We start from the raw sequence: 15,089 nt of genomic DNA, 5'->3' as shown, positions 1-15,089 counted from the left end.
TCTAAGAAGCTGTGACTGCTGGCAGGCTGCTGTGCCAAAGCGGGAATTGCACCCGCACTAAAGCGCCCGCGCCGGTATTTTCAAGCGTAATGATACCGCCGTGTTCCTCGACAATCTTCTTAACGATTGCCAAACCCAAGCCGGTACCTTTGGTTTTGGTGGTCACATACGGCTCAAACAGCCGCTCCAACAACTGCGGCTCAAAGCCCGGACCGTTGTCCTCAACCGTCAATTGCAGCCATGCGCCGGTCGGTTCGGTCGCTGCCAACACGGTGGTGATGACGGTGATTTGGGGAGGGTGAGCAGTTGTCAGTTCCGACGTGTGCATTGGCGGTTTTTGTCCACTGCCAACTGCCAACTGACAACCGACAACCGATAACGCCTCCTGCGCATTTTTAATCAAATTGTGCAGCAACTGCCGCAGCCGCAGCGGATCACCGCGCACTTGCTGGTCTGGCGCATTGAGGCTAAACCGCAGCGCCGAAGTTCCCGCACTGCGATATAAATCAATCACTTCCTGCGCCAACTGATCGAACACCAACGGCTGCGGCTGCACTCGCGGAGCGCGAGCGTAATCCGAAAAATCATTCACCATCGCCTTCATCGCCTCCACCTGCGCAATGATCGTGCTGGTGGCGCGGTCGATAATCCGCGCATCCGCCTCATCCGCCTTCGCCAGCAACTTGTGACGCAGCCGCTCGGCCGACAGTTGGATCGGCGTCAACGGATTTTTGATTTCATGCGCCAGCCGCCGCGCCACCTCGCCCCACGCCGCATTCCGCTGCGCCGTAATCAGCGAAGTCACATCATCAAACACCACCACATGCCCGCGCTGCTCCGAATCCGGCACCAGCAGCGGACTGCCGCGACACAACAGGGTTTGATTGCCCTCACCGCGCTGCACCACCACCTCCGCCCGCCATGCCACCCCAGCGGTGAGATGATGGCGCACCGCTTCCGTCCACGGCGTCAGCGCCGGCTGCTCGCGTTCCAACTGCGCCAAACTCACGCCCGCCTCATCTGCCAGCGTCAAATCCAAAATGTGCTGCGCCGCCGGATTTGCCGTCCGCAAACAGTGCGCCTCATCAAACGCCACCACGCCAGATGACAGCCGTCCCAGCACCGTCTCCAAATAATTGCGCTGCGTTTCCACCGCTTGCTTGCTGCGAGCGGCATCATCACGAGCGCGGGTAATGCGGCGCGACATCGCGTTAAACGACGCCACCAAAAAGGTCAATTCATCATCGTGACGCGACAGCGGAATCTGCTGTTCATAATCCCCCGCCGCAATGGCTTGCGTGCCCCGCGCAATGTCAGCAATCGGCGCAACCAAGCGGCGGGCAGTGTGAAATGCCGCAATCAACGCCGCCATCAATCCAAACAGCAGCACCAGCGACAGCGTGAGCGAAAAACTGAGCTTCAACGATTGGCGCAAATACGCCAGCTCGGTATAGCGGTTGTAAGCCTCCTCCAATTGCGTTGACAGCTCCGTGATCCGCGCTGAAGTCGGGAAAATCGCCTGCATCCGCATCTCGCGCCCGCCCGGATCGTCAACCAGCGCCCGCACCACCAACTCCTCATCAGGCGCACTTTCCAAACCGACATAATTGGTGCCGCCCGGAATGGTCTGCTGCAAATCGTGCGACGCATGGCTGGGCACCAATTGCGTCGGGTCTTCATTCGCCGTGCCGAGCACCTGCCCGCCCGGGCCGTACACCGTCAGCTCAATTGCGCCCGCTTGTCGCCGCAAATTATCCAAACTCAACGCAATCGCCGTTGACGAGCGATCTTGAATGCCGGCGAGGAGCTGCTCGGTATATTTGCCGAGCACGCGCTGATTGAGATCAAGCGACGCCTGATTGAGCAACAGCGCGTCCTGCATCGCCCGCCCCAGCTTGACATCAAACCAGCTATCAATGCCGCGCAGTAAAAATCCCAGCGAAAAGTAATAGACCACCGCCACCGGCAGCAGCGAGATCAACGCAAATAACACCACGATGCGAGCAGTGAGGCGCGAACCGGCAGCTTGTTGGCGGTGACGGCGCACCAGCCGCACGATATTGATGGCGACGAGCAGCGCCAGCACCGCGAGTCCGGCTAACACTAAAAAAAGCAGGGGAACAAAGGCACGGCTGAGGGTTTCGGAGTTTTCCACCGCGTCGCGCATCAGCACCAACACGATGAATAAAGCGATGTTGAGCGCCGCGACCGGCACAATTCCCAGTTCGCGTAAACGGCTCAAGGGCGTAACGGCCACGACTGCCAGCCGCTGGAGAGTTGCCATGCCGGTTTGAGATACGCCAGCGGACGCAGCGGCAGCGGCAATTCTTCAATATCTAAAAAGACTTTGAGCTGCACCTCGTACTCGTCATCGGGGTTTAATTTCTCGCGGTGCAGCAGCCGAAAGTTGCTGATTTCCCCCAGCGCCCGCAGCGCCGCGTCCTGCGTGACGAAACTGCGCCCACGATGTCCGGGCAAGCGATAGACCTCATAACCATCCGACAGCGGTTTGTAGCGAATCACTGAACGTAACTGCTGATCTAATAAGCCGTTTTCCCACAGCCACGCCTTCGCCCGCCGTACCTGAATCTGCACCACAATCGTCAGCGGCACGCCGTGCTCAAGTGCCTCCAACGCCGCCGGGCTGAGATGAACATCAATCGCGCTATTGAGAACGTAAACCTCGTCTTCGAGCTGAAGCTGCGGCGGGTGAATGGTGAAATCATCGCTGGCGCGAGCGGGTGCCCACGCCACACTCGACGCCAGCAGCGTCAAAATCACACTCAGCGCCAGCGCCCCGCGCCGTTCCAACCAGTGCTGGCGCGTCATGGCACCACGCGCTCCAACAAGGCGTAATAAAAGCCATCGCTGCCGCCGTTGCTTGGCAACCATTGCCGTCCGTGTGGGCATGGCACCCCGGCAGTCGTGGGCAGCGCCAGCTCTCGCGCCGTCGTTTGGCGAGCGAGAAAAGCGGCGATTTGCTGATGATTTTCAGCCGCCAGCAGCGAACAGGTCGCATACAGCAAGCGTCCGCCCGGCGCGAGCAGCGGCCAAATCGCATCCAACATCTGCGCCTGCGTCGCCGCCAACGCCGGAATATCCCGCTCACGGCGCAGCCATTTGATGTCGGGATGACGGCGAATCACACCCGTGCCCGAGCAAGGCACATCCAACAAAATCCGCGCAAATTGCCCTTGACTCCACGCCCCGCTGGGCGCTGCCGCATCGCCAATCATTACTTGCGCAGTCAAGCCGAGCCGCTCCAGCGTGGTCGTGACGGTGGCGAGGCGAGCGGGATCATTGTCAATGGCGATCATCTCCAGCGCGGTGCTGGCGCGTTCCAAAATCGCCGCCGTCTTGCCACCGGGTGCAGCGCAGGCATCCAACACGCGCTGACCGGGCTGGGCATCCAGCCACTGTGCCGCGAGCTGCGCCCCGCTGTCTTGCACCGACACCAGCCCAGCGGCAAAGCCCGGCAGTTCACGCGTTGGGCGCGGCTGCGCCAGCAGGATTCCGCTCTCGCAGCCGACAATTGGCGTGGCGGCAATCTCAGCAGCAGCGAGTTGATCGAGATACGCCGCCGCGCTGATGCGGGTGCGATTGACGCGCAGCGCCAGCGGCGGTCGCGCATTGCTGGCATCAACGATCTGTTCCCAAGCCGTTGGCCAATCAGTTTGTAGCCGCGCCAGCAGCCAGCTCGGAAATAACCATCGCGCCGCTGGCTCATCGGCAATCGCAGCCAACAGCGCCTCGCGTTCGCGCAAAAAGCGCCGCAGCAGCGCGTTGACCAGTGCGGACAGCGCCGGTTTGCCCAATAAACGGCTGGCTTCTACCGTGACGGAGACGGCGGCATGAGGCGGGATATTCATGGCGAGCAGTTGATACAGCCCGACCAAAATCAGCGCCTCCACATCGTGATCGGACGGTTTGAGCGGGCGTTGCACCAGTTGCTTGAGCAGCGCCTCCAGTCGCGGCAACAGCCGCACGGTGCCATAAACCATTTCCTGCACCAACGCTTGCTCGCTGGCGCTGACTTGCGGATGCGGACGGGCAAGGATGCGCGTCAATGATTGCTTTTGCGTGCGGACGCGAAACACTGCTTGTGCGGCAGCGAGGCGAGCCACTGCGCCCGCTAAGGGCTGATGCGAGGCGTGGGCTGGCTCAACCAAACCGAACTCCGTCCAGTTGACGGGCGTTGAGATAGTCGGCAGCGGTCATGGGTTTTTTGCCGGGCGGTTGCAGACGAGTGATGCGCAACACGCCGTCGCCGGTGACGACAGCAATGCCGGTTTTATCAGCGGAGAGAACGGTGCCGGGCGGTTCAACAGTTGTCAGTTGTCGGTTGTCATCACCACCAACTTCTGACCCCCACACCCGCAGCACCGCATCCTCCAAATTGGTATGCGCCACCGGCCAAGGATTAAACGCCCGAATCTGGCGGTCGATGTGCGCGGTCGCCTGCGTCCAATCAATCCGCGCCTCCTCCTTGGTCAGCTTGTGCGCATAAGTCACTTGCGCCTCCACCTGCGGCTCCGGCACCAGCGTTCCGTCAATCACGCTCGGCAGCGCCGTCAACAATGCCTCCGCGCCCAGCACCGCCAGCCGATCATGCAGACTGCCGCCGGTTTCGTCGGCTGCCAACTGCGTGGTGACACGGTGATAAACCGGCCCCGTATCCAAACCCGCCTCCATTTTCATAATGCACACGCCGCTCTCCGCATCACCCGCCAACACCGCCCGTTGAATCGGCGCTGCGCCGCGCCAGCGGGGGAGCAATGAAGCGTGAACATTGACGCAGCCCACTCGCGGCGCATCCAACACCGTTTGCGGCAGCAGCAAGCCATACGCCACCACGATCATCACATCCGCGTTCAACTCGCGCAGCGCCGCGACCGCCGCCGCATCTTTTTTCAAACTCTCCGGCTGGAATACCGGCAGCGCGTGTGCCAGCGCCAACTGTTTGATCGGACTTAACTGCAACTTTTGCCCGCGTCCGGCGGGGCGATCTGGCTGCGTGTAAACCGCGATCACCTGCACACCAGCGTCAAGCAACGCCGTCAGACTCGGCACCGCAAACTCCGGCGTCCCCGCAAAAATGATCCGCTGACCAGCGAGCGCCGCTGTCATCACAGCGCCTCGCCGCGTTTGCTGCTCGTTGCTGCGCCGTTGCGCTGATCGCGCTCCAACTTGGCGCGGATGCGCTGGCGCTTGAGCATCGAAATGTGATCGACAAACAGCTTCCCGTTGAGATGATCTAGCTCGTGCTGAATGCACACCGCTAACAGCCCATCCGTCTCCAGCGTGAACGCAGCGCCGAGGCGATCCAGCGCCTGCACCGTGATCCGCTCGGCACGAGTGACTTTTTCATAAAACCCCGGCACCGATAAACAGCCTTCCTCACGCTGTTCCGTGCCTTCCAGCGCCAGCACCTGCGGGTTAATCAAACACAACGGGCTGTCGTGCTGTTCAGAGACATCCATCACCACCACTTGCAGCGGCACGTTGACTTGGATGGCCGCCAGCCCAATACCGGGCGCGGCGTACATCGTCTCCAACATATCGTCAACCAGGCGCATGATCGCAGCATCAACGCGTTGAACGGGACGCGCTTTTTGGCGCAATCGCGGATCGGGAAAGGTCAAAATCGGGAGCTGTGACATCGTGGTGGGAGTTCAAAAGTAGACAGGTGGAAGGGATAAAGTTTGGACGTTACTATCAATTCTCCACACCAGAATACCACCGTCGGGGCGGCAATATCCCGTTTCGACCCGCGCCGAGGGTCTCGCGCCATGCTTCGTCGTTTCCTCGTGATCACGCTCGTGCTGACCGTGACTGCGCCCGCTGCCGCCATCGACACCGTCAAACTCAGCCCGCAAGTCCGCATCACCCCGCTGACTGAAACCATTTCCACCGTCGGCATCAACGCCATTGCGCCGTTTCTCACCAAACCGCTCATCACTGACACCGACACGCTGCAACACGCCGCTTACGTCGTCGGTTTTCCCGATGAACACCTCGCCGTTGGCATTCACGATGCCGTTTATGTGCGCCAACTCACCGCTGGCAAGGCGCTCAATTTCCACATCCTCCGCCCCGGTGCGGCGCTGCGCGATCCCGACAGCGGCGAGATTCTCGGTTATGAAGCGCAGGTGATCGCCAACGCCGTGCTGGAACGCAACGGCGATCCCGCCAAGCTGCACATCCTCCACGCCGAGCGCGAAGTGGCGATTGGTGATCGCGTGTTGCCCGCCCCGGACGCCAAACCGCTGGTAGATTTTTATCGCACCCCCGCGCCAGCGCACACCAAAGGGCGCATCCTCTCCGTGCTCAACGGCGTCACCCAAATTGGGCAATTTGATGTCGTGGTCATCAATCGCGGCAGCCGCGAGCGCATCATCCCCGGACACATTTTTGAGGCGTTCATCGGCGGCGACAGCGCCCACGATCAGGTGCGCGACGGCAGCACCGATACCGATTGGCGCAGCGAAAGTCCCGCCACCACTGAGTTTTGGTACGGGCGCGACATGACGCGACAGGGTTGGAAAGATGACCAATTTCCACTTCATGCCGTCTTTGAACGCGATCACACCGAATTCACCCGCCCGCTGGAACACGCCGCCACGTTGATGGTTTTTCGCACCTTCAAGCGCGTGAGTTTTGCGCTGGTGCTGGATGCCGAACGCGCTTTCCAAGTCGGCGCTCACATCGCGCCCGCCGCGCAGTAAGCGCCGCGCATGTCACTTCTTTGTGATGACGACACGCTGGCGGCGTGGCTGGCGCTGGTGGAAGCGCCCGGCGTTGGTGCCCGCACTGTCGCCAAATTGCTGGAGCATTTCGGCAGCCCCACCGTGATTCAGGGCGCATCCATCGCGCAACTCGCCGCCGTTGGTCTCAAAGCCGCCAGCATCGCCGCCATCAAAAATCCGCAACCCGCGCTGCTGCCGAGCGTGCAGCAGTGGTTGTGCCAGCCCAACACCCATCTGCTCACGCTGACCGATCCCCGTTATCCGCCGCAGCTCGCTGACATTCACGACGCGCCGCCGGTGCTGTATGTGCGCGGTGACGTGCGGCTGTTAGCCGAGCCACAAATCGCCATCGTCGGCAGCCGCAATCCCACGCCGAGCGGCATTGAAATCACCCAAGAATTCGCCCGTCATCTCACCGGCTACGGCTTGACCATCACCAGCGGGCTGGCGCAGGGCATCGACGGCGCGGCGCATCTCGGCGCATTGGAAAGCGGCCGCACCATCGCCGTGTTCGGCACCGGCTTGGATCGCGTGTATCCCGCTGCGCATCGCCCCTTAGCCCGGCGCATCGCCGACAACGGCGCACTGGTCAGCGAATTTCCGCCCGGCTCAGAGCCGCTGGCGCAGAACTTTCCGCGCCGCAATCGGTTAATCAGTGGCTTGAGTTTGGGCGTGTTGGTGACGGAGGCGGCGCTCAAAAGCGGCTCGCTGATTACCGCCCGCACTGCGTCAGAACAGGGGCGCGAGGTGTTCGCTGTGCCCGGCTCAATTCGCAATCCGCTGGCGCGAGGCTGCCACGCGCTGCTGCGCGACGGGGCAAAATTGGTGGAATCCGCCGCTGACATCCTCGCCGAACTTGCGCCGCAACTGCGGCTGGCGTTGGCGACCACTGCGACAGTTGACGCGCCGGCTGAGGTGGCAGCAGACAACTTGGCAGGCATGGATGCGGAGTCGCGGGCGGTGTTAAAAGCGATGGGATTTGATCCCGTTGCTCCTGACGAAGTGATTGAACGCAGCGGTTTTTCCGCGCAACAGGTGTCGGCGATCTTGTTGGTTTTAGAATTGAGCGGTCATGTATCATCTGAAGCAGGCGGTCGTTACAGTCGCATTCGCGGGCGTTAGCTCCGGTGATTGAAGCGCGATATTGGTTGCAAGCGCGGCGCAAGAATGCCGCTGTAGCGTGGTTGGTGGGCGAAATGGAACTGGAAATGAATATGGTCGATGTCTTGATCTACCTGTATGAGAATTACATGGACGGCGACAGCCAACCCCCCGTCGATCAGGGTGAATTGGAGGCGGAGCTGGCGCAGGTGGGATTTGGTAAACGAGAGATCGACAAGGCGCTGCATTGGCTTGATGAGCTGGCGCTCGGCGTGGAGGCGCCGCAATCGCACGACCGCGCTGCTGGCTCGCTGCGGATTTACACCAGCGACGAATGCGCCAAGCTCGATGTCGATGCACGGGGTTTTTTGCTGTTTTTGGAGCAAAACGCGATTCTCGATCCCGCCAGCCGTGAATTAGCGATTGACCGCTTGCTGGCAATTGATCATCCCTTGGTGACAGTGGACGAAGTGAAATGGGTGGTGTTATTGGTGTTGATGAATCGTCCCGGTCGAGAAGATGCGTTTTCTCAAATGGAGGGAATGCTTTACAACGACGAAGCCGCTTATTTGCATTAAACGTTCTGCTGTGCTTTTCCGCCCCTTTTCTGAATGAAAAATGCCATGAATCTCGTGATCGTCGAATCGCCCGCCAAGGCGAAAACCATTAAAAAGTATCTCGGCGCTGAGTTTGAGGTGATTGCCTCTTACGGACATGTGCGCGATCTGGTGCCAAAAGAGGGCGCAGTCGATCCCGACAATGGCTTTGCGATGAAATATCAACTCATCGAACGGAATGAAAAGCACGTTCAAGCCATTTCTAAAAAACTGAAAGAAGCCAGTGCGCTGTATTTAGCGACTGACCCGGATCGGGAAGGCGAAGCGATTTCGTGGCATCTTTACGAATTATTAAAAGATCGCCGCCAGATCGGTGAACGTCCGGTGCATCGCATCGTGTTTCACGAAATCACCAAACGCGCAGTGCAGGAAGCGGTCGCCAATCCGCGAGAGCTGTCGTATGACTTGGTGAATGCACAGCAGGCGCGGCGAGCGTTGGATTATCTGGTCGGTTTTAATTTATCGCCGTTGCTGTGGCGCAAAATTCGGCGCGGGCTATCGGCCGGACGGGTGCAAAGCCCGGCGCTGCGGCTGATTTGTGAACGTGAAAATGAGATCGAAGCCTTTGTCCAACAGGAATACTGGACGCTGGAGGCTGATGCTGCGAAAGAGACCAAGCCATTTACCGCCAAGCTGACGCATTTTGCGGGCAATAAGTTGGAGCAGTTCAGCATCAGTGATGAGACGCGAGCAGCGGAGGTGCGGCAGGAGCTGGAACAGGCGGCTGGCGGCACGTTGCTGGTGATTCAGGTCGAACGCAAACAGCGCAAACGTCATCCCGCGCCGCCGTTTATTACTTCCACTTTGCAGCAGGAAGCCGCTCGCAAGCTCGGTTTTACCGCCCAGCGCACGATGCGCGTGGCGCAGCAGTTGTATGAAGGCGTTGATGTGGACGGCGAGGCGGTGGGGCTGATTACCTACATGCGCACCGATTCGGTGAATTTGGCGCAGGAGGCGCTGGAAGAAATTCGGGCGTATATCGCCCAGCGATACGATGCTGCGGAGGTGCCGGAGCAGCCGCGCTTATTCAAAACGAAAGCCAAAAATGCGCAGGAAGCGCATGAAGCAATTCGTCCCACGTCAATTCAGCGCGAGCCGGCGCAACTCCAAACGGCGCTCAGTAGCGATCAATTGCGGTTATACGAATTGATTTGGAAACGAACGCTGGCGTGTCAAATGGCACACGCGTTAATTAACCAAGTCGCAGTAGATTTCAGCGCCGGTGATTCCGATCATCTGTTGCGAGCGACCGGTGCGGTAATTGCTGCGCCGGGCTTTATGCGCGTGTATTTGGAAGGGCGCGATGACGCCAGCAGCGCCGATGATGATGAGGAGCGGATGCTGCCGGAGATGCAGGTCGGCGAGCAGGTGACGTTGCTGGCGCTGCGCGCCGAGCAGCATTTCACCGAGCCGCCGCCGCGTTATTCCGAAGCATCGCTGGTCAAGGCGCTGGAAGAATTCGGCATTGGGCGTCCGTCTACTTACGCTTCGATTATTTCGACATTGCAAGATCGTGAATACGTCACGCTGGATAAAAAACGTTTTGCGCCGACTGATGTCGGGCGCGTGGTCAATCGTTTTTTAACTGAGTATTTTACTGCGTATGTTGATTATGATTTCACGGCACGATTAGAAGATGAATTGGATGCGGTATCGCGGGGCGAAGAAGATTGGATTCCGTTGCTGGATCATTTTTGGAAACCGTTTAAGAGTTTGGTCGATTACACGCAAGCGCATGTAAAACGCAGCGATGTGACGCAAGAAAAAATTGATGAGTTGTGCCCGAAATGTGGCGGCGCGTTATCTATTCGACTGGGACGCAATGGGCGTTTTATTGGCTGCACCAATTATCCCGATTGCAATTACACCCGCGATCTCAATGCCGATACCAATGCCGCCACTGCGCCGGAAATCGTGGAAGGACGGGCGTGTCCGCAATGCGGATCGCAATTGGAAATCAAGCGCGGACGTTATGGCAAATTTATTGGCTGTAGCACTTATCCGACTTGCACACATATTGAACCGTTGGAAAAACCTGAAGATACCGGCATCACCTGTCCGCAATGTCATACCGGTACGCTGCAAAAGAAAAAATCACGGCGCGGCAAATTGTTTTATTCCTGCTCGACTTATCCGACTTGTGATTATGCGTTGTGGGATGAGCCAATCGCCGAACCGTGCCCGCAGTGCGGGTGGGGCGTGTTGACGCTCAAGGTGACGAAGGTGCGCGGCGCAGTCAAAGTCTGTCCACAAAAAGAATGCGGTTATCGTGAAGCAGTGGCGGAAACGCCAGCGCCGTCGTCAAATCCCGCTGCACAATAAGCGGTTGAAAACAGTTGTCAGTTGGCGGTTATCAGTTGTCAGTGAAGCGCATTAAAAAATGAGTGGTGATTTTTTAATGTTGATTAAAAAAAGTTGACAACAATTCAGCAGCTTTTTTAGTGTTTTTAACTGATAACTGACAACTCAATCAATTTTGTATCGCAATCGCGTCACTCCTAGCTTGCTCCCATTTTATTGAGAATCGCGCCATGAAAATTGAAACGCTCGCCATTCACGCCGGTTTTGCTCCTGATCCGACCACCAAAGCAACCGCAACGCCGATTTATCAAACCACCAGTTATGCGTTTGATGATACGCAACACGGCGCGGATTTATTTGATTTGAAAGTCGCGGGCAACATTTACACGCGGATGATGAATCCCACCAGCGATGTATTGGAGCAACGGGTGGCGGCGATGGAAGGCGGCGTCGGCGCACTCGCGCTGGCATCGGGCATGGCGGCAGTGACGGCGGCGATCTTCACGCTCGCCCAAGCTGGCGACAACATCATTGCGGTGTCCACGCTGTACGGCGGCACTTACAACCTGTTTGCGCACACGCTGCCGCGTTTGGGGATTCAAGTGCGCTTTGCTGCGCCCAACGATGTCGCGGGGATGGCGGCGCAGATTGATGCGCACACGAAAGCGGTATTTTGTGAATCAATCGGCAATCCAGCGGGAAATGTGGCGGATATTCAAGCGATTGCGGACATGGCACACGCGCACGGGGTGCCGTTGATCGTCGATAACACGGTGCCGACGCCGTATCTGTGTCGCCCGTTTGCGCACGGCGCAGACATCGTTGTCCACGCGCTGACCAAATACATGGGCGGGCATGGCACCACCATTGCTGGCGCGTTGGTTGATTCGGGGCGCTTTCCTTGGGCAGAACATGCCGAGCGGTTTCCGCTGTTAAATCAACCCGATATTTCTTATCACGGCGTGGTCTATCCCGAAGCTTTTGGTGCCGCAGCCTTTATCGGTCGCGCCCGCGTGGTGCCGCTGCGCAATATGGGTGCGGCGATTTCACCCTTTAATAGCTTTTTAATTTTGCAAGGAATTGAAAGTATTCATGTGCGGATGGATCGGCATTGTGAAAATGCGCTGGCGGTTGCGCACTATTTACAGGATCACCCCAAAGTGAGTTGGGTGCGTTATGCGGGTTTACCGGATCATGCGGATTATCCGCTGGTGCAAAAATATATGGATGGCGGTAAAGCCAGTTCAATTTTATCGTTTGGCATTCACGGCGGGAGCGCAGCGGGGGCGCGATTCATTGACGCGCTAAAATTGGCAGTGCGGTTGGTCAACATTGGTGACGCAAAAACCTTGGCTTGTCATCCGGCAACTACGACGCATCGCCAATTGGCACCGGCAGAATTAGCGCGAGCTGGCGTGAGTGAGGATTTAATTCGGCTGTCAATTGGCATTGAACATATCGACGACATCATTGCTGATTTAGAACAAGCATTGCAGGATTGAAACTAAAAAATAGTTGAAATTTGTCAGTGAATGCGCGTTAAAGTTGAGTGATGCTTTATTTAAGCTGTTGCTTAAAAAAAGATTGACAAATAACCAGCCACTTTATTTAGTTTTTCAACTGACAACTGCGTCACTCCTAAAAATAGAAAAGCGGCCGCGATCAACCCAACAGCCGCTCCATCAACAGCGCCTTGACCTCGTCTAAACAGCCTTGCAACACCGCAGGTTGGCTGAGATCAAACGCATCATCACCGCCGCGCAGCTCCGCCGGTAAGCGCGTGTTGAGGTCTTCCACTTCCTGCACCAGCGCGGTTTGACGCCCGCGATCCAGTTCCAGATCGCGGATCAGCCGCAGCAAATCGCCCAGCGCGTCGTGACGATCCGCCACCGCTGGCGCAGCGGCCGAAGTGGTCTCAATCATCACGCGCTCCAGCCACACCTCGCTCGCACCCAGACCGTTGGTTAGCGCCCGCACGTTGTTAACGATTTGATCGTGATGGGCATGAAGCTGGGCGTGGAGGGCGCAGTTTCCGTTCAGACGCACCCGCACTGCCAGCAGCCGCTCCTCCGCTTGCACACTCGCAGCGCGGAGTGCCGCTTCGATGGCGTCATAACCATCATCAAGACTGGCGACCGCGCTCAGATCAATCACGCACTGCGCCCAGCGCACCACATCCAACGAGTGAAAGGTGACGCTGCTGACTGCGCCATCGCTGACTTCAACCAGCACTGCGCCCTTGGCACCGAGTTCGCGGCTATGTCGCCCCTGCACGTTGCCGGGATACACGATCCAAGGTGCTTGGCTGATGATGCTGTGCTGGTGAACGTGCCCCAGCGCCCAGTAGTGATAACCCTGCGAGCGCAGCCCAGCGATGCTGCACGGGGCGTAAGGTTCATGGCCGGGGCGACCATCGAGCGCCGTGTGCAACACGCCGATGTTGAAGAGGTCTGAATGCGCCAGCGGATAATTGCGGCTCAAATCATCAGTCACCGCTCGCGTGGCGAATCCTTGCCCGTGAACGGCAACGCCGAGCGATTCAAATACCTTGGTTTCTGGCGCGGTGGTGGCGAAAACGTGGACGTTTTTGGGCAGCCGCAGTACGCGAGTGATGTGGCTGGCGGCGTCGTGATTGCCCGCGATGAGGCACACGGGAATATCGGCAGCTTGCAGTCGCGCCATTTGCTGGGCGAAAAATAAGCCGGTGCGATAATCCTTCCACTCGCCATCGTAGAGATCGCCCGCCAGCACCACGACATCTACCGCTTCGGTCAGCGCCAGCGTAATCAGGTTTTCAAATGCCCGCCGCGTAGCACAGCGCAGCGCAGCAAGTGGTGCGCCTTCGTAGCGTTCCAAACCGCGCAAAGGACTATCAAGATGCACATCGGCTGCGTGGATGAATTTCACTTTTTCCTCCTGAAATGCGGGTGCTGGCGCTTGAAAACGTTGATTGAAGTTGACGTGATGATGTCAGTAACGCAGTGCCGCGTTATCCTAGCACCCATTGAAAATTCATCATGAACCGCTGGTTCACGTTCCCAAGGTTACTGTTATCACTATGAATCATTTGACTTCTCCCCCCTATTTACGCATCCCGCCACTGGCGCTGGCACTCGTACTCCTGCCCACCCTCACCGCCTGCGCCGGTCTCCCCAAACTGTTGCAACCTGACGCCGCGCCCGTCCCGTCCGAGGTCGCCGCCCAGCCGTCAGAAGCAGCCACGCCTGCGACCACCGTTCTCGCTGACGCCGCGCCGGAGGAACCCATCAAAGAAGTGAAACTCGCGCCCAGCGCCTTGTTTGAATGGAATGGCAACGGGCGGCGCGTGTCGCGGATCACAATTGATACCGATAAACAAAAAGCGCGTTTTTATGCCGGCAATGATGAATTGGGCTGGAGTATGGTCGCCACCGGCGTAGCGAATTATCCCACTCCCACCGGTCAATTCAACGTCATTGAGAAAGTCGAAAACAAACGCTCAAATTTGTATGGCAAGGTATTGAGCCGACGCGGTTCCGTCATTCGCACCAATGCCAAAATGGGGCGCGATTCCATTCCAGCCGGCTCACGGTTTGAGGGAGCGCACATGCCCTTTTTCATGCGGCTGACGGGCGATGGCGTCGGGCTACACGCCGGCCCCATTCCCAACCCCGGCTCACCGGCATCGCACGGCTGTATCCGCCTGCCCAGCAAATTGGCACCGGTATTGTTTAACCATGTGTCAATTGGCACCGAAGTTGCCATCAACGGCAACGGGCCGAGTTATGGCAATTATGCGCAAAAACAGCGCACTGAAGCGGCGCAAACCGCGCAGGTCACGGCACAACGACAGGCGGCTGAGAAAAAAGCGGCAGCGAAAGAAGCAGCGGCGCGTGAAGCCCGCGCTCGGCGCATTGCCGCCGCGAATGCAGCGAAAAAAGCAGCAGCGGCACGCGCTAAAGCTGCCGCTGCGACGACGGCGGCAGCCGCGCCGTCAGTCGCAGTGGTGCCCAGTCAACAACCCGTTGCGGCACGTGCCGAAGCAGTTGCGCCACCCGCTGCGCCCGTGACGCCGGCAGCGCCAGCGAGTGCAGCCCCGCCGCCGCCGGTGATTCCGTTGCCGATGCCAGAAAAACCCACTGCGCCAGCGCCAGTTGCGGCACCAGCTCCAGCGCCGGTTGTGACTCCGCCGCCCGCTCCAGCACCAGCTCCGGTAGCGCCGCCGCCCGCACCTGCACCGGCACCGCCGATCAGTGCGCCAGCTCCGGCTCCCGCGTCGCCTCCGGCGGATGCGGCACCGGCTGGAGCGCCAGCCGCGTGACGTGAGTACTGAATTAGCATTGCA

Annotated in this window: 12 protein-coding genes; 6 read left to right on the top strand and 6 right to left on the bottom strand. The window is 58.7% G+C overall.

Annotated elements, in window-relative coordinates; translation table 11 throughout:
* Window position 1: 1 nt before the first annotated feature.
* From CKO12_RS09625 to def, 5 genes are read right to left on the bottom strand one after another with little or no spacing between them, the layout of a single operon-like run.
* Window positions 2–2,284: a sensor histidine kinase gene (locus tag CKO12_RS09625; RefSeq protein WP_207146325.1), complete on the bottom strand. Its 2,283-nt coding sequence runs from the start codon at window positions 2,282–2,284 to the stop codon at window positions 2–4.
* Entirely contained in the window at window positions 2,239–2,829 is a 591-nt protein-coding gene (locus CKO12_RS09620; RefSeq protein WP_200154529.1) for a DUF4390 domain-containing protein, read from the bottom strand. The genes CKO12_RS09625 and CKO12_RS09620 overlap by 46 nt, the downstream gene beginning before the upstream one ends.
* The gene (gene rsmB / locus CKO12_RS09615) at window positions 2,826–4,169 is read right to left on the bottom strand and encodes a 16S rRNA (cytosine(967)-C(5))-methyltransferase RsmB (protein WP_207146324.1); all 1,344 of its coding nucleotides are present in this window, start codon (window positions 4,167–4,169) and stop codon (window positions 2,826–2,828) included. The genes CKO12_RS09620 and rsmB overlap by 4 nt, the downstream gene beginning before the upstream one ends.
* Window positions 4,162–5,127, bottom strand: coding sequence for a methionyl-tRNA formyltransferase (fmt, locus tag CKO12_RS09610; RefSeq protein WP_200154528.1), 966 nt, complete (start codon window positions 5,125–5,127; stop codon window positions 4,162–4,164). Before fmt ends, rsmB begins: the two co-directional genes overlap by 8 nt.
* On the bottom strand, window positions 5,127–5,660 hold the full coding sequence (def, locus tag CKO12_RS09605) for a peptide deformylase (RefSeq protein WP_200154527.1): 534 nt from the start codon (window positions 5,658–5,660) through the stop codon (window positions 5,127–5,129). The genes fmt and def overlap by 1 nt, the downstream gene beginning before the upstream one ends.
* 129 nt (window positions 5,661–5,789) lie before the next feature.
* On the opposite strand from def, the gene CKO12_RS09600 reads away from it, so the two are divergent.
* The 5 genes from CKO12_RS09600 (at window position 5,790) to CKO12_RS09580 (ending at window position 12,267) form a co-directional block, all read left to right on the top strand.
* Window positions 5,790–6,725, top strand: coding sequence for a LysM domain-containing protein (locus CKO12_RS09600; protein WP_200154526.1), 936 nt, complete (start codon window positions 5,790–5,792; stop codon window positions 6,723–6,725).
* 9 nt (window positions 6,726–6,734) lie between these two features.
* On the top strand, window positions 6,735–7,868 hold the full coding sequence (gene dprA, locus CKO12_RS09595; protein ID WP_200154525.1) for a DNA-processing protein DprA: 1,134 nt from the start codon (window positions 6,735–6,737) through the stop codon (window positions 7,866–7,868).
* Window positions 7,869–7,948: 80 nt separating this feature from the next.
* Window positions 7,949–8,425, top strand: a complete 477-nt coding sequence (locus CKO12_RS09590) for a Smg family protein (protein WP_200154541.1) — start codon at window positions 7,949–7,951, stop codon at window positions 8,423–8,425.
* Between the two features lie 45 nt (window positions 8,426–8,470).
* Window positions 8,471–10,786 carry a type I DNA topoisomerase gene (gene topA / locus CKO12_RS09585; RefSeq protein ID WP_200154524.1) on the top strand — a complete coding sequence of 772 codons (2,316 nt, stop codon included), beginning with the start codon at window positions 8,471–8,473 and terminating at the stop codon, window positions 10,784–10,786.
* Between the two features lie 209 nt (window positions 10,787–10,995).
* On the top strand, window positions 10,996–12,267 hold the full coding sequence (locus CKO12_RS09580) for an O-acetylhomoserine aminocarboxypropyltransferase/cysteine synthase family protein (RefSeq protein ID WP_200154523.1): 1,272 nt from the start codon (window positions 10,996–10,998) through the stop codon (window positions 12,265–12,267).
* 160 nt (window positions 12,268–12,427) lie between these two features.
* On the opposite strand, the gene CKO12_RS09575 is transcribed toward CKO12_RS09580, so the two are convergent.
* Entirely contained in the window at window positions 12,428–13,672 is a 1,245-nt protein-coding gene (locus CKO12_RS09575; RefSeq protein WP_200154522.1) for a metallophosphoesterase, read from the bottom strand.
* 151 nt (window positions 13,673–13,823) lie between these two features.
* Here CKO12_RS09575 and CKO12_RS09570 point away from each other — a divergent pair, with 151 nt between their 5' ends.
* Entirely contained in the window at window positions 13,824–15,065 is a 1,242-nt protein-coding gene (locus tag CKO12_RS09570) for a L,D-transpeptidase (protein ID WP_200154521.1), read from the top strand.
* Window positions 15,066–15,089: the final 24 nt, after the last annotated feature.

The sequence above is a fragment of the Chromatium okenii genome (genome assembly GCF_016583745.1).
Lineage (GTDB): Bacteria > Pseudomonadota > Gammaproteobacteria > Chromatiales > Chromatiaceae > Chromatium > Chromatium okenii.
Note: the sequence above shows the minus strand (reverse complement) of the source record. Positions and strands in the feature narration are given on the sequence as shown.

Excerpts from the sequence above, each read along its gene's own strand:
- fmt (WP_200154528.1), bottom strand. The coding sequence starts at position 5,127 with ATGACAGCGGCGCTCGCTGGTCAGCGGATCATTTTTGCGGGGACGCCG.
- def (WP_200154527.1), bottom strand. The coding sequence starts at position 5,660 with ATGTCACAGCTCCCGATTTTGACCTTTCCCGATCCGCGATTGCGCCAA.
- CKO12_RS09580 (WP_200154523.1), top strand. The coding sequence starts at position 10,996 with ATGAAAATTGAAACGCTCGCCATTCACGCCGGTTTTGCTCCTGATCCG.
- topA (WP_200154524.1), top strand. The coding sequence starts at position 8,471 with ATGAATCTCGTGATCGTCGAATCGCCCGCCAAGGCGAAAACCATTAAA.
- CKO12_RS09570 (WP_200154521.1), top strand. The coding sequence starts at position 13,824 with ATGAATCATTTGACTTCTCCCCCCTATTTACGCATCCCGCCACTGGCG.
- dprA (WP_200154525.1), top strand. The coding sequence starts at position 6,735 with ATGTCACTTCTTTGTGATGACGACACGCTGGCGGCGTGGCTGGCGCTG.
- CKO12_RS09600 (WP_200154526.1), top strand. The coding sequence starts at position 5,790 with ATGCTTCGTCGTTTCCTCGTGATCACGCTCGTGCTGACCGTGACTGCG.
- CKO12_RS09625 (WP_207146325.1), bottom strand. The coding sequence starts at position 2,284 with ATGGCAACTCTCCAGCGGCTGGCAGTCGTGGCCGTTACGCCCTTGAGC.
- CKO12_RS09620 (WP_200154529.1), bottom strand. The coding sequence starts at position 2,829 with ATGACGCGCCAGCACTGGTTGGAACGGCGCGGGGCGCTGGCGCTGAGT.